Raw genomic sequence first — 13,831 nt, 5'->3', positions numbered from 1 at the left:
TAGAACAGTCCCGTACTGATCGGTAGGGGTACGGCACGACGAGTTACCTGAGGTACGCCATAGGCTTCCCCGCGTGGAAGAAGCACCCGGCAACGAGACGCAGCCCTACCGCGAGTACCGCATGGAGGAACTGGCCCGCGCGGCCGGCATCCCCGTGCGCACCCTGCGCTTCTACCGCGAGCGCAAGCTGATCCCACCGCCGCGCCGCGAGGGCCGCATCGCCTGGTACAACGACCACCACCTGGCCCGGCTGCGCACCATCACCGCCCTCCTGGAGCGCGGCCACACCCTCACCGGCATCGCCGACCTCGCGTCGACCTTCGACAGCGGCCGCGACATGGGCGAACTGCTCACCCTCGGCACCCCGGGCGAACCCACCGAGGAGGTGCCGGTCCGCCTCACCCCCGAACAGCTCGCCGACTACTTCGAGGGCGAGGTCACCCCGGAGAACCTCGCCTCCGCGATGGCCCTCGGCTACCTCACCGTCGACGGCGACGAGGTCGTCCACATAAGCCGCCGCCTGCTCGACGTGTCGGCCGCACTGGTCCGCGAGGGCGTCCCGCTCGCCGAGGTGATGGCCGCGGGACTCCAGGTCCGCGAACACGCGGACGTACTGGCCCAGATCTTCATCCGCCTGGTCACCACCCACCAGGCCGACCCGCAACGCCTGCGCCCACTCGCCAAGAGCGTCGTCGAGGCGGAACTCTCCATGGCCCTGGACCGGCACCTGCGCAAGAGCTGAACGGGGCGCGGACGGAACCGGAACCCGCCCCCTTCCGCGCCGTCTGCCCTAGCTGCCGTACGCCACCGTCACCGGCGCGTGGTCGCTCCACCGCTCCCCGTGGCTCGCCGCGCGCTCGACCCAGCCCTTGACCGCGCGCTCGGCGAGGCCCGGTGTCGAAACTTGGTAGTCGATCCTCCAACCTGCATCGTTGTCGAAAGCCCGCCCCCGGTACGACCACCACGAGTACGGGCCCTCCACGTCCGGATGCAGCTTGCGCATCACGTCGACGTATCCGGCCTCCTCGAAGACGCGGCCGAGCCACTCGCGCTCCTCCGGCAGGAAACCGGAGGACTTCTTGTTCGCCTTCCAGTTCTTCAGGTCGGCCTCCTGGTGCGCGATGTTCCAGTCCCCGCACACCACGACCTCGCGTCCGGCCTCCGCCGCGCGGCCCTTCAGCGCGACCAGGTAGAGCATGAACTCGTCCATGAACCGGTACTTCTCGTCCTGCCGCTCGGTCCCCACCTCGCCCGACGGCAGGTAGAGGCTGGCGACGGTCACCCCCGGCAGGTCGATCTCCAGGTACCGCCCGCTCGCGTCGAACTCCTCGCTGCCGAATCCGATCTGCACGCGGTCCGGCTCGCGCCGGGTATAGACGGCGACCCCGGCCCGGCCCTTCGCCGTGGCGGGGGCGAAGGTCACGTGCCAGCCCTCAGGGGCCCGTACCTCCTGCGGCAGTTGCTCGGCCTCGGCCCGTACCTCCTGGAGGCACACCACATCGGCGTCGGTCCCCGCCAGCCACGGCACGAAGCCCTTCTTGGCGGCGGCCCGGAGCCCGTTCACGTTCACGCTGGTCACATTGAGCATCCAGAAACCCTACGACCCCTGGGCACGTCTCCGCCCACCCGCTTCACGCTCGTACGCTCATACGTATGGAAATCAGATCCGTCGCCTACGACCACCCCGACGCCGTCAAGCTCAACGACCAGGTGCAGCTCGAATACGCCGAGCGCTACGGCGACGGAGACATGACACCGCTCGACCCCGCCATGTTCGCCCCGCCGCGCGGCCTCTACCTGATCGCGTACGACGACGCGGGCTTCCCGATGGCCACCGGCGGCTGGCGCGCCCAGGACGCGAGCGAGGAGAACTACGCGGACGGCGACGCCGAGCTCAAGCGCATGTACGTCGTCCCGGAAGCTCGCGGCAGGGCCCTGGCCCGCCGGATACTCGCCCTGCTGGAGAACGACGCCCGCGCGGCCGGCCGGACCCGCATGGTCCTGGAGACCGGCACCGAGCAGCCCGAGGCCATCGCCCTCTACCTGTCGAGCGGCTATCTTCCCACGGAGAAGTTCGGCCTCTACCGCCACACCGACGAGAGCCGCTGCTTCGCCAAGTCCCTCAGCTGATCCGTCCTGCCCGAGCAGTGGAGACGTGAGAGCAACGGAGTCGTGAGAGCCGTGGAGTCATGAGAGCCATGGAGTCATGAGAGAAGGCCGGCCCGCGCGGGCCGGCCGCCGTGCGTCCCCGGCCGCCCCGCCCCCGGTTGGTCGCGCTCACGAACTTTGCCGGGCGCCCAACTGCCGCCGGGCAAACGAAAGATCCCGCCCGGTCTTCCGACCGGACGGGATCTTTCTTGTTGTTGTGGACCTGTGGGGATTTGAACCCCAGACCCCCTCGATGCGAACGAGGTGCGCTACCAGACTGCGCCACAGGCCCTTGCAACGAGTAGAACTCTAGCACCTCTTCCGGGGTGCTCGGTAATCCGTTCCGGCCGCCCGCCGACGCCCCCACCTGCGGCGGGTCCTTCGGCGGGCGCGCCGCGTCCGTCACTCGTTGGCGGCGCGGGGCCGCTCGTCCTCGTCGTACTGGTCGAAGAGCGGGGTGCGTCCGCGGTCGCGTGACCGGCGCCCCTGCTGCGGACGCTGGCGACGCGGGGCCGCCTCCTGCGCCGCGGATGCCGAGGAGCCCGAGGAGTCGGCGTCGGCCGCCGGAGGCACTGCCGGCTCGGCGGTGCTGGAACGGGCGGAGCTCCAGGTGCCCGGGGCGCCGAGGTCGAGGTCACCGGTGGCGCGCGGGGCGACCGGCGCGGTGACGTACGTGGGGAGCGGAACCGGAACCGGCTCCCAGCTCTCGCCGCGGGGGCCGCCACGCTCACGCTCGCGCTGCTGGTCGACCCACTCGGCGTGGTCGGTCTGCTCGACCAGTGCGCGCCGGCCGGCCTCCTGCGGGGAGACGGCGGGGGCGGGCTCCGGCTCGGGACGTCCGTCGCTCTCGGCGCGCTGGTGCGGGGGGTGGGGGTGGCGCGGGTGGTGACCGTGGTGCTGGTCGGCCGTCGGAGACTGCGGTACGGGACGGCGGACCTGCTGGGTCCGCTGCTCGCGCAGCCGCTCGGCGGCCAGCTCCGCGCGCCGTCGGTCCATGGTGAACGCGAACCGGCGCTTCTCCTGGCCGCGCAGGTGCACGATGTACGCGCTGAGCAGTACGGCCGGGATTCCGGGCGCCCAGAGGTAGCGGAGCCCGCCGACCGCGGCGACGATCGTGCCGAGGGTGAAGGCGGCGAAGAGCAGCACGGTGGTGCGGCGGCGCCGGGCGAGGACCTTGGAGCGGCGGGCCCGCTCTGCGGCGCCCGCGGAGGGCTGCGCGGCCTCCCCGCCCATGGAGCGACGGGACCGGTCCCGGGCGGACTCGTCCCGCGCCTGCGCCTCCCGCTCCTCCTGGCCCCGGGGCTGCTGGTCCCGGTCCTGCCGGCCGTGCGACGGCTGGGGGTGGGACGGTTCCCGGAGCTTTTCCCTGACGTGGTCGCGCGGTTGCTCGCGGGCCGCCGGGCGTTCGGTCCTGGAAGGAGGCGCCGCGAAGTCGCGGACGTCGACCGGGTCGGTCGCGGGGTCCGCGCTGTCGGGGGCTTCGGGGTCGCTGTCCGCCGTGCCGTCCTGCTCGTCGGCCGGGCGCTGCTGGAGCTCCTTGGCGTACCGGCGCTCCATCGCCGCCCGTCCGGACAGAAGCCGGATGGCGGTGCTGAAGCGTTCCGTCGGACGGGCCTCGTTGAGTTCGTCCTGCCTGCGGAGCCACATCGGCACCAAGTAGGCGGCCCAGGCCCCGACAATGACTGCGTAGATCAGGCCGCTGCTGCTCACACCTCACACCGTAGAGGGGCCCGGAGGGAGCCATCGGCCAATTGGGCCGGTGTGTCGGGCGTATCTGTCTGATATTCCGAACTTTTTTGGCGTCCGGGATTGCACTCACGACCGAATTCGAACATTTATTTCATTCTTTTGGATGTCACGGCCTCGTCGGATGTCACTGTCCCGCCGGATGTCATTGCTCCGGCGCTGACACTGCCCCGCCGGATGTCATTGCTGCGCCGCCGAACGGCGCCGCCACCGGCCGAGCACCCCTTCCGGCACGACCTCCTCCGAGGTCAGCGCGTAGACGAGGTGGTCGCGCCAGGCCCCGTCGATGTGCAGATAGCGCGGGCGCACGCCCTCCTCGCGGAAGCCGAGCTTTTCCACGACACGGCGGCTGGGGCCGTTCTCCGGGCGAATGCAGACCTCCATGCGGTGCAGTCCGACCGTGCGGAAACAGTGGTCGACGGCGAGCGCGACGGAGGTCGGCATGACGCCGCGGCCCGCCACGTCCCGGTCCACCCAGTAGCCGACGTGGCCCGAACACATCGAACCCCAGGTGATCCCCGCGACCGTCAGCTGGCCGACGAGCCGGCCCTGGTACTCGATGACGAAGGGCAGCATCCGGCCGGCGTTCGCCTCCGTACGCAGGTGGCGCACCATTTGACGGTACGTCGGCCGGTGCGCGACGGGGCCGGTCGGCAGCGGGGGCGGAACGGTCGCCTCCCAGGGGCGGAGCCATTCGCGGTTGCGCCGGTTGACCTCGCGCCAGGCCCGCTGGTCGCGCAGTTTTATCGGGCGGAGAGTGATGTCGCCGTCCACCAGTTCCACGGGCCAGGCGGAGCCGTTCAGTTGACGCTCCCGGACGGGCCGGCGGGGCCGGCGGGCCTCTGGTGGTCGCCGCCGCGCAGCTGGTCGACGGCGTGCAGCAGGATCCGGTCGAGGACGGCGAGGCCGTCGCGGACACCGCCGGTGGAGCCGGGGAGGTTGACGATCAGGGTCGTGCCCCCGGCCACTCCGGCGAGGCCCCGGGAGAGCGCGGCCGTCGGGACGTGCGGGCGGCCCTCGGCCCGGATGGACTCGGGGATGCCGGGGACCTCGTAGTCGATGACGCGGCGGGTGGCGTCGGGGGTGCGGTCGGTGGGCGAGATCCCGGTGCCGCCGGTCGTGACGATGGCGTCGTACGCGAGGAGCACGCCGTCGCGCAGGGCCGCCTCGACGGGGTCCCCGTCGGGCACGACGCGGGGGCCGTCCACGATGAAGCCCATCCGGGCCAGCCCCTCGGCGACGAGCGGGCCGCCCTTGTCGGCGTAGACGCCCGCGGACGCCCGGTTGGAGGCGGTGACGACGAGTGCGCGGTACGGGCGGATGTCCGGGCCCGCGTGCATCGGGGCGCCTGGCTCCTGCGGCTGGTAACCGGGTTCGGAGACCGGTACTGGCACGACGCCCGGGGGTGCGTGCGCCTCGGACGCGCGGCGGTCCTCGGTACCGGCGGGGGCGTCGGGGGCCAGGGCGGTGATCGGGTCCGCGTACCGGTGCGTGTGGCTGTGGGTCATGAGCGGTTCCAGTCCCCCGACTTGCCGCCGGTCTTCTCCTCGACCCGTACGTCCGTGATGACGGCGCCCTTGTCGACCGCCTTGACCATGTCGATGACGGTCAGGGCCGCGACGGTGACCGCCGTGAGCGCCTCCATCTCGACGCCCGTACGGTCCGTGGTCTTCACGGTGGCGAGGATCTCGACCGCGTCGTCGGCGACCGAGAGGTCGACCTTGACGCCTGAGACGGCGAGGGGGTGGCAGAGCGGGATCAGGTCGGGGGTGCGCTTGGCGCCCATGATGCCCGCGATGCGTGCGGTGGCGAGGGCGTCGCCCTTGGGGACCCCCTCGCCGCGCAGCAGCTCGATCACGCGTGGCGCGACGAGGACGCGTCCGCTGGCGCGGGCGGTGCGGGTGGTGACGTTCTTCTCGGAGACGTCGACCATCCGAGCCGCGCCGGCCTCGTCGATGTGCGTCAGCCCTGCCGGGGCCCGGGGGCCCGTCGGGCTGCTCTGGCTGCCTTGCGTACTCATTAACTCCGCCTCGCGTTCCGGCGCCGGTCGTTGCCTGGGCAGTCGTTGCCACGGCGCAGCGGCAGACACCGTACCGCCACGCGCCGGTCACTGGGTGAGCAGGACCACCTCGACCTCCGTCCCCGGCGCGACCTCGGTGGTGTCCTCGGGGACGACCAGCAGTGAGTCGGCGTGTGCGAGGGCCGCGACCAGATGGGATCCGGACCCGCCCACGGGGGTGACCGTGCCGGCCGCGGGGTCGTACGTCGCGCGCAGGAACTGGCGCCTGCCGGAGGGTGAGCCGAGGGGCCCGTCCGCCGCGAGGGTGGCGCGGACCGTCGTGCGGTGGACGTCCGGCAGGCCCATCAGGGCGCGGATCACCGGGCGGACGAACAGCTCGAAGGAGACGTAGCTGGAGACCGGGTTGCCGGGGAGTGCGAGCAGTGGGGTGTGGTCGGGGCCGATGGTCCCGAAGCCCTGCGGCTTGCCCGGCTGCATGGCCAGTTTCCGGAAGTCGACGCCGCTGCCGGGCTCGTCCTCGTCGGCCACCGAGGCGAGCGCCTCCTTGACGACGTCGTACGCGCCGACGCTGACGCCACCGGTGGTGACCAGGAGGTCGGCGCGCACCAGCTGGTCCTCGATGGTGGCGCGGAGTTCCTCGGCGTCGTCGGTGACGGCTCCGGCGCGGTAGGCGATGGCTCCCGCGTCGCGGGCGGCGGCGGTGAGGGCGAAGCTGTTGGAGTCGTAGATCTGGCCCGCGGCCAGCCGTTCGCCGGGCTGGACGAGTTCGGAGCCGGTCGACATGACGACGACGCGGGGGCGCGGGTGGACGAGCACCGTGGCCCGGCCGATCGCGGCCAGCAGGCCGATCTGGGGCGGGCCGAGCACCGTGCCCGCCGAGAGGGCGATGTCGCCCGCCCTGACGTCGCTGCCCGCCGCGCGGACGTGCGCGCGGTCCTTCGCGGGCCGGTGCACGCGCACCTCGCCGGTGGAGTCCTGCGGGTTCGCCCCGGCGGCGCGCATGGTGGTGGCGGGGCCGCCGCCGGTGCCGCCGTCGGTCCACTCGACCGGAACGACGGCTTCGGCGCCGGGCGGCAGCGGGGCTCCGGTCATGATGCGGGCCGCCTCGCCCGGACCGACCCTGAGCGCGTCGGCACCACCGGAACCCGCCGCCACGTCGCCGATGACGGTGAGCACGGCGGGGAACTCCGTACTCGCGCCGGTGACGTCGGCCACCCGGACCGCGTACCCGTCCATCGAGCTGTTGTCGAAGGGCGGCAGTGCCACGGGGACGATGACGTCCTCGACGAGCACACAGCCCTGCGCGTCCGGGAGTTGGAGGTCGATGGGCTCCAGCGGGCGGACCGCGCCGAGGACGTCGTCGAGGTGCTCGTCCACCGACCAGACGCGGTCGGGGCCGTGACCGCCGTCGTGCGGGGCGGCGGGCGGTGCTTCGGTGGTGCTCACTTGCTACATCTCCTCGGTGACGTACCTGCGGAGCCAGGTCTGGAAGTCCGGGCCCAGGTCTTCACGTTCGCATGCGAGTCTGACAATCGCCCGAAGATAGTCCCCGCGGTCCCCGGTGTCATAGCGCCGGCCCTTGAAGACCACACCGTGGACGGGTCCGCCGCTCTTCTCGTCACCGGCGCCCGAACCGTCCCTGACCGCGAGCTTCTGGAGCGCGTCGGTGAGCTGGATCTCGCCGCCGCGGCCCGGTGCGGTCTCGCGCAGCACCCCGAAGACGGCCGGGTCCAGGACGTACCTGCCGATGACCGCGAGGTTGCTGGGCGCCTCGGCCCGCTCCGGCTTCTCGACGAGTCCCGTCACCCGTACGACGTCGCTGTCCGCGGTCGGTTCGACGGCCGCGCAGCCGTACATGTGGATGTGGTCCGGGTCGACCTCCATGAGGGCGATGACGCTGCCGCCGTGCAGCTCCTGGATCTCCACCATGCGGGCCAGCAGGGGGTCGCGCGGGTCGATCAGGTCGTCGCCGAGGAGCACGGCGAAGGGCTCGTCGCCGACGTGCGGCGCGGCGCACAGGACGGCGTGGCCGAGGCCGCGCGGGTCGCCCTGGCGGACGTAGTGCATGGTCGCCAGGTCGCTGGACTCCTGGACCTTCGCCAGGCGCCCCGCGTCGCCCTTCTTGGTGAGGGCCGACTCCAGTTCGTAGTTGCGGTCGAAGTGGTCCTCAAGGGGGCGCTTGTTGCGGCCGGTGACCATCAGTACGTCGGACAGGCCCGCCGCGGCGGCCTCCTCGACGACGTACTGGATGGCGGGCTTGTCGACGACCGGCAGCATTTCCTTGGGCGTCGCCTTGGTGGCGGGCAGGAAGCGCGTGCCGAGTCCCGCTGCCGGGATGACAGCCTTACTGATCCTGGGGTGGGCCTGAGTCATGCCGGAACGATATCGGCTGGACCCTGACGGAAGGTCGGCTTCCAGCCTTTTTGTTGCAGTACGCGCGAATAACGGAGGTTAAGTGACCGTGGGCGACGCCGAGATGACGGACCGTGTGGCACGTAAGGCCGCGCTGCGGAGCGAACTCCTCCGACGGCGGCGCCTGTTGTCGGTGGAAGACGCCGAGGGGGCCGCCACGGTTCTCGCCGCGCACGCACTGGAGCTGCCCGAACTCGGCGGCGCGGACACGGTCGCCGCGTACGTCTCGATCGGCCGCGAGCCCGGCACCCGCGTGCTCCTGGACGCACTCCACGCGCGCGGGGTGCGCGTGCTGCTCCCGGTGCTGCTGCCCGACAACGACCTGGACTGGGCGGCGTACGAGGGCCAGGAGGGCCTTGTACGGGCCGCCAGGGGGCTGCTGGAGCCGAGCGGGCCCCGACAAGGGGTGGACGCCGTACGCGACGCGGGAGCGGTGCTGCTGCCGGGTCTCGCGGTGGACCGGCACGGGATGCGGCTGGGGCGCGGCGGCGGGTCGTACGACCGGGTGCTGGCGCGCCTGGAGAGCGCCGGCCCACGGCCGCCACGCGCGCGCGTGAGCGCCGCGCCGCCCGTCGCGCTGCCACTGGTGGTGCTGCTGTACGAGAACGAGGTGGTCGACGAGGTTCCGGCGGAACCCCACGACCACCCCGTGCACGCGGTGGTGACGCCCGGCGGCGTCCGGCGCTTCTCTACTGCTCGCCCGGTGTGACTTCCTTGCCCGGGTTGAGTACCAGGGTGTCGGTGGTGCTCCTGTCGACCGCGGCCTTGGAGAACGGCCAGTCCAGCAGCTCGCCCTTGGCCCACTTGTCCGTCTGGTCGCTGTAGTTCGGGCTGTAGGCGTGGCCCGAGGCGCCGGTCAGGTTGATCCAGCGGGACTTGTCGAGCGCGCCGAGGTTGACGACCATGCGCATCGACGGGACCCAGACGACCTCGTAGCCGCCGGCCGCGTTCCAGCCGGTGGCGTTGACGGCCGCCTCGCCGCCGCCCAGGTTCCACGGGCCGCGGTTGAGGAGGTACTGGATGAAGCCGGGGCCCTCGGTGCCGAGGGTCTGGTTCTTCAGCGTGAGCTGGTGCAGCCGGCCCCAGTTCCACGTGGTGATGTTCTTGCCGAGCTTGGAGGTCAGCTCCCAGCGGGCGTCCTCCATGGCCCGCGCGAACAGCTCGTCACGGGTCGTGGTGGCCTTGTCCGTGCGGGAGGCGGGCGAGGACCACCACTCGTTCTTCTCGTCCTTGACCAGGTTGCGCACGACCTCGAACCAGCGGTCGCCGCCGTCGGGCTGCGCCGTGTCGCCGTCCCGCTCGCCGCACTCCCGGGTGGGCTTGGCGAGGTCGTCGACCGGTCCGGAACCATCGGCTCCGCGGACGTACAGGCACTGTCCCTTGACCCGGAGTTCCTTCGGCATCTTGTTGCCGAACGCCAGCTTCAGGATGTTGCGCCAGACGCCGTTGAAGTACGCGGCGGCCGCGGAGTCGGACTCCTGGGTGTAGTCCCAGCCCTCCAGCAGCTTCTGTGCCTCGCGGACGTAGGGGTCCTTGGAGACGTCCAGCTTCAGCAGGTAGGGCGTCAGCAGCTTGGCGATCTCACTGCTGTTGTCCATCTGCATGGTCCGCATGTCGTCCGAGCTGATCTTGCCGCCGTCCTTGGTCTTGGACTCGATCAGGTCGTTGATGCGCTGGCTGCGGGCGCCGTACCCCCAGTCCTCGGTGAGCAGGTACGGGTACTTCTTGGCATCCACCACGGCCTGGTTGGCGGTGACGATGTAGCCGCGGCTCGGGTTGTACTCGTAGGGCAGCTGGGCCTGCGGAACGAAGCCGCTCCAGCCGTTCCTGGACTCCCAGCCCGCGGCGGGCAGCCGGCCGTCGCGGCCACCCTTGCGGATCGGGATGGTGCCCGGCGCCTGGTAGCCGATGTTGCCCTGGGTGTCGGCGTAGATCAGGTTCTGCGACGGCACCTCGAAGTGGGCTGCGGCGGCCCGGAACTGGGTGAAGTTCTTGGCCCGGTTGAGCTCGAAGACGGCGTCCATGGACCTGCCCGGGTCCAGGGCGGTCCACCGCAGGGAGACCGCGTAGCCGTTGCCGCGGTCGGGGGCGGCGTTGGTGACGGGTGCCTTCTGGCCGACCGTCTCCAGCTCGCCGTTGCGGTCGGAGACCAGCGGGCCGTTGTCGGTGGAGCGGACAGTGATCTTCTTCGACGCGCCGCCGGCGACCTTGATGGTCTCCTCGCGGGTCTTGAAGGGCTTCTCCCTGCCGTCGTACAGGTAGGTGTTGTTGGGGCCGACCTTCTCCAGGTAGAGGTCGGTGACGTCGGCGCCGAGGTTGGTCATGCCCCAGGCGATGTCCTGGTTGTGACCGATGACCACGCCCGGCATCCCCGAGAAGGTGTAGCCCGCCGTGTCGTACTGGCACTGCGCGGAGACCTCACGGCAGTGCAGGCCCATCTGGTACCAGAGGGACGGCATCTGCGGGGCGAGGTGCGGGTCGTTGGCGAGGAGCGGCTTGCCGGTGGTGGTCTTCGATCCGGAGACCACCCAGGAGTTGGAGCCGATGCCGTTGCCATTGGGGCCGAGCAGGGCCGGGATCTTGTCGAGGGCGTCGGAGACGCGGGAGAGCTGGGACTGGAGCCCCTGGGTGGTGCTACCGGTGCCGGTGCCGGTACTGCTGCCATTTCCGGTGCCGGTACTGCTGCTGCCCGTACCCGTACCCGTACCGGTGCCGCTGCCCGTACCGCTGGTGCCCGCGCCGGAGCCGCTGTTAGTACCTGTGCCTGTGCCTGTACCTGTACCTGTGCCCGTGCCGCCGCTCGTCCTGGCCAGGTTCTCCTCGACGATCGGCTTGTGCCGGTCGAAGGGGTAGGCCGGATAGAGGTCGGCGATCTGCTTCTGGTCGAGGCGGCTCGTCATCAGCGAGCGGTCGATCTCGTCCTGCATGTTGCCGCGCAGGTCCCAGGCCATCGCCTTGAGCCACGCCACCGAGTCGACCGGGGTCCACTCCTCGGGCGTGTAGTCGGTGGTGAAGCCGAGGGCCGCGTACTCGACGGAGATGTCCTTGTCGGACCGCCCCTTGAGGTACTGGTTGACGCCCGCCGCGTACGCCTGGAGGTACTTCTTGGTCTCCGGCGACAGCTTGGTCTCGTACTCCTTCTGCGCCACCTGGCGCCAGCCGAGCGTGCGCAGGAAGGCGTCGGTCTCGACCTGTCCCGAGCCGAACATCTCGGAGAGACGGCCCGAGGTCATGTGCCGGCGGACGTCCATCTCGTAGAACCGGTCCTGGGCCTGGACGAAGCCCTGGGCGCGGAAGAGGTCGGTGTCCGACGAGGCGTAGATCTGCGGGATTCCGCTGGCGTCGCGCTTGACGTCGACCGGTCCCGCCAGGCCGTCGAGCGTGAGCTCGCCGCTGGTCTGGGGGAACGAGGCGCGCACGGTGCTGACGCTCCAGTACGTGCCGTAGCCGACCCCCGCGACGATCGCCAGCACCAGCACGACGACGAGCAGGCGGGCGCGCCCCTTCTTCTTTTTCTTGCCTTGCGGGGCAGCGGAAGGGGCGGGTGTGGTGGCGGGCATCGCTGTCCTTCGCGGGGCAGGGTGGTCCTGGAGTGCTGGAGCAACCATAGGCGCAGCCCCGTACCGCTCCTGACTCGGTCTCCCGTACCGCCGTCGACCCGGTCTCCGCAGGCCCACTGCGAGGTGGTTGGGGAAAGGCGTTAAGGAAGCGTCAAAGATTAGGTAAGGTAATGAAACTACCTTGCGCAGGCACGCCGCTGGAGGATCGATCCGGCAGGCTCCAGGAAAGGACCGGCCCCTGACTGTCCACCAGCTCAACGAACTCCTGCTCATCTGCGCGGTGGTGCTGCTCGTCGCGGTCGCGGCGGTGCGCCTCTCGTCGCGCAGCGGGCTGCCCAGCCTGCTGGTCTATCTCGGCATCGGCATCGCCCTGGGCCAGGACGGCATCGGCAACGTCGCCTTCGACAACGCCGAGCTGACCCAGGTGATCGGCTATGCCGCACTCGTCGTGATCCTGGCCGAGGGCGGTCTGGGGGCGAAGTGGAAGGAGGTCAAACCCGCGCTGCCGTCGGCGGTCATCATGTCGACCTTCGGCGTCGCGGTGAGCGTGGGCATCACGGCGACGGGTGCGCACTACCTGGTGGGCCTCGACTGGCGGCAGGCACTGATCATCGGCGCGGTGGTGTCCTCGACGGACGCCGCGGCCGTCTTCTCCGTACTGCGCAAGGTGCCGCTGCCGTCCCGCCTGACGGGCATCCTGGAGGCCGAATCGGGGTTCAACGACGCCCCGGTGGTCATCCTCGTCGTCGCGTTCTCCGCGGCGGGCCCGGTGGACACCTGGTACGCACTGGTGGGCGAGATCGCCCTCGAACTCGCCATAGGCGCGGCCATCGGACTCGCGGTCGGCTGGCTCGGTTCGCTCGGCCTGCGCAGCGTGGCCCTGCCCGCGTCCGGCCTCTACCCGATCGCCGTGATGGCCATCGCGGTGACGGCGTACGCGGCCGGTGCCATGGCGCACGGCAGTGGCTTCCTCGCGGTCTACCTCGCCTCCGTGATCATGGGCAACTCCAAGCTGCCGCACTGGCCCGCCACCCGCGGCTTCGCCGACGGCCTCGGCTGGATGGCCCAGATCGGCATGTTCGTCCTGCTCGGCCTGCTGGTCACCCCGCACGAGCTGCTCGACGACATCTGGCCCGCGATCGTCGTCGGCCTCGTCCTGACGATGGTGGCGAGGCCCGCCTCCGTACTACTGAGCCTGCTGCCCTTCCGTACGCCGGTGCGCGAACAGGTACTGCTGTCGTGGGCGGGGCTGCGCGGGGCGGTGCCCATCGTGCTGGCCACCATCCCGATGGTGGGCGGCGTCGAGGACAGCGACCAGATCTTCAACATCGTCTTCGTGCTGGTGGTCGTCTACACACTGGTGCAGGGGCCGACGCTGCCCTGGGTGGCGCGGCGGCTGAAGCTGGGCGACAGCGGCGAGACCGCCGACCTGGGCATCGAGTCGGCGCCGCTGGAGCGGCTGCGCGGCCACCTCTTGTCGGTGGCGATCCCGGAGAAGTCCCTGATGCACGGCGTCGAGGTGGGCGAGCTCCGGCTGCCGCCCGGCGCCGCCGTCACCCTCGTCGTGCGCGACGGCACCAGTTTTGTGCCGCAGCCGATGACCGTGCTGCGGCGCGGGGACGAGTTGCTGGTGGTGGCCACCGACCCGGTGCGGGACTCGGCCGAGCGGCGGCTGCGGGCAGTCGGCCAGGGCGGCAAGCTGGCGGACTGGCTCGGTACCGGAAAAGAACCCGCGCCACGGCCCGCGGCAGCGAAAGCAAGGGCGACACTGCGAAAGCCCCTGTAGCATGAAGGTGAATTGATCGACCAACTCTGCCTGACGCAGGGCTGGCGCGACCGCACGGCGGCCTGCCCCGGTATCGACCGGGCCCTGGTACCTACCGCCGGTCCTGCGCAAGAGGACAGCTCTCGGCGGCTTCCGCACGCAATGCGTGCCCACGTACGA

Annotated in this window: 12 protein-coding genes and 1 tRNA gene; 4 read left to right on the top strand and 9 right to left on the bottom strand. The window is 71.0% G+C overall.

What is annotated here, in order from left to right; translation table 11 throughout:
- Window positions 1-121: 121 nt before the first annotated feature.
- Window positions 122-742, top strand: a complete 621-nt coding sequence (locus tag ACIQM4_RS14865) for a MerR family transcriptional regulator (protein ID WP_401591429.1) — start codon at window positions 122-124, stop codon at window positions 740-742.
- A 48-nt stretch (window positions 743-790) separates the two neighbouring features.
- On the opposite strand, the gene ACIQM4_RS14860 is transcribed toward ACIQM4_RS14865, so the two are convergent.
- Complete coding sequence (locus tag ACIQM4_RS14860; protein WP_401591047.1) at window positions 791-1,588, bottom strand: exodeoxyribonuclease III; 798 nt, start codon at window positions 1,586-1,588, stop codon at window positions 791-793.
- A gap of 65 nt (window positions 1,589-1,653) precedes the next feature.
- On the opposite strand from ACIQM4_RS14860, the gene ACIQM4_RS14855 reads away from it, so the two are divergent.
- The gene (locus tag ACIQM4_RS14855) at window positions 1,654-2,130 is read left to right on the top strand and encodes a GNAT family N-acetyltransferase (protein ID WP_401591045.1); all 477 of its coding nucleotides are present in this window, start codon (window positions 1,654-1,656) and stop codon (window positions 2,128-2,130) included.
- 236 nt (window positions 2,131-2,366) lie between these two features.
- Here ACIQM4_RS14855 and ACIQM4_RS14850 read toward each other — a convergent pair.
- From ACIQM4_RS14850 to galU, 7 genes are all read right to left on the bottom strand, one after another.
- Window positions 2,367-2,440 (bottom strand) — tRNA-Ala (locus tag ACIQM4_RS14850).
- A 110-nt stretch (window positions 2,441-2,550) separates the two neighbouring features.
- The gene (gene glpR / locus ACIQM4_RS14845) at window positions 2,551-3,858 is read right to left on the bottom strand and encodes a gephyrin-like molybdotransferase receptor GlpR (protein WP_401591043.1); all 1,308 of its coding nucleotides are present in this window, start codon (window positions 3,856-3,858) and stop codon (window positions 2,551-2,553) included.
- A gap of 216 nt (window positions 3,859-4,074) precedes the next feature.
- Window positions 4,075-4,677 (bottom strand): GNAT family N-acetyltransferase, encoded by a 603-nt coding sequence (locus tag ACIQM4_RS14840; RefSeq protein ID WP_401591041.1) that lies wholly within the window; start codon window positions 4,675-4,677, stop codon window positions 4,075-4,077.
- 17 nt (window positions 4,678-4,694) lie between these two features.
- Window positions 4,695-5,234 (bottom strand): molybdenum cofactor biosynthesis protein B, encoded by a 540-nt coding sequence (locus ACIQM4_RS14835; RefSeq protein ID WP_401591427.1) that lies wholly within the window; start codon window positions 5,232-5,234, stop codon window positions 4,695-4,697.
- Window positions 5,235-5,398: 164 nt separating this feature from the next.
- Window positions 5,399-5,914 carry a cyclic pyranopterin monophosphate synthase MoaC gene (gene moaC, locus ACIQM4_RS14830; protein ID WP_401591038.1) on the bottom strand — a complete coding sequence of 172 codons (516 nt, stop codon included), beginning with the start codon at window positions 5,912-5,914 and terminating at the stop codon, window positions 5,399-5,401.
- Between the two features lie 87 nt (window positions 5,915-6,001).
- Window positions 6,002-7,360, bottom strand: coding sequence for a gephyrin-like molybdotransferase Glp (gene glp / locus ACIQM4_RS14825; protein WP_401591035.1), 1,359 nt, complete (start codon window positions 7,358-7,360; stop codon window positions 6,002-6,004).
- A gap of 3 nt (window positions 7,361-7,363) precedes the next feature.
- Window positions 7,364-8,287, bottom strand: coding sequence for a UTP--glucose-1-phosphate uridylyltransferase GalU (galU, locus tag ACIQM4_RS14820; RefSeq protein ID WP_401591032.1), 924 nt, complete (start codon window positions 8,285-8,287; stop codon window positions 7,364-7,366).
- Window positions 8,288-8,390: 103 nt separating this feature from the next.
- Between galU and ACIQM4_RS14815 the strand changes: the two genes are divergently transcribed.
- Window positions 8,391-9,035, top strand: coding sequence for a 5-formyltetrahydrofolate cyclo-ligase (locus ACIQM4_RS14815; protein ID WP_401591425.1), 645 nt, complete (start codon window positions 8,391-8,393; stop codon window positions 9,033-9,035).
- On the opposite strand, the gene ACIQM4_RS14810 is transcribed toward ACIQM4_RS14815, so the two are convergent.
- The gene (locus tag ACIQM4_RS14810) at window positions 9,016-11,886 is read right to left on the bottom strand and encodes a penicillin acylase family protein (RefSeq protein WP_401591029.1); all 2,871 of its coding nucleotides are present in this window, start codon (window positions 11,884-11,886) and stop codon (window positions 9,016-9,018) included. The genes ACIQM4_RS14815 and ACIQM4_RS14810 overlap by 20 nt on opposite strands.
- 181 nt (window positions 11,887-12,067) lie before the next feature.
- Between ACIQM4_RS14810 and ACIQM4_RS14805 the strand changes: the two genes are divergently transcribed.
- On the top strand, window positions 12,068-13,672 hold the full coding sequence (locus ACIQM4_RS14805) for a potassium/proton antiporter (RefSeq protein WP_401591026.1): 1,605 nt from the start codon (window positions 12,068-12,070) through the stop codon (window positions 13,670-13,672).
- Window positions 13,673-13,831 lie beyond the last annotated feature (159 nt).

The organism is Streptomyces sp. NPDC091272 (assembly GCF_044757485.1).
Classification (GTDB): Bacteria; Actinomycetota; Actinomycetes; order Streptomycetales; family Streptomycetaceae; genus Streptomyces.
This window is presented reverse-complemented; position numbering and strand designations above follow the sequence as displayed.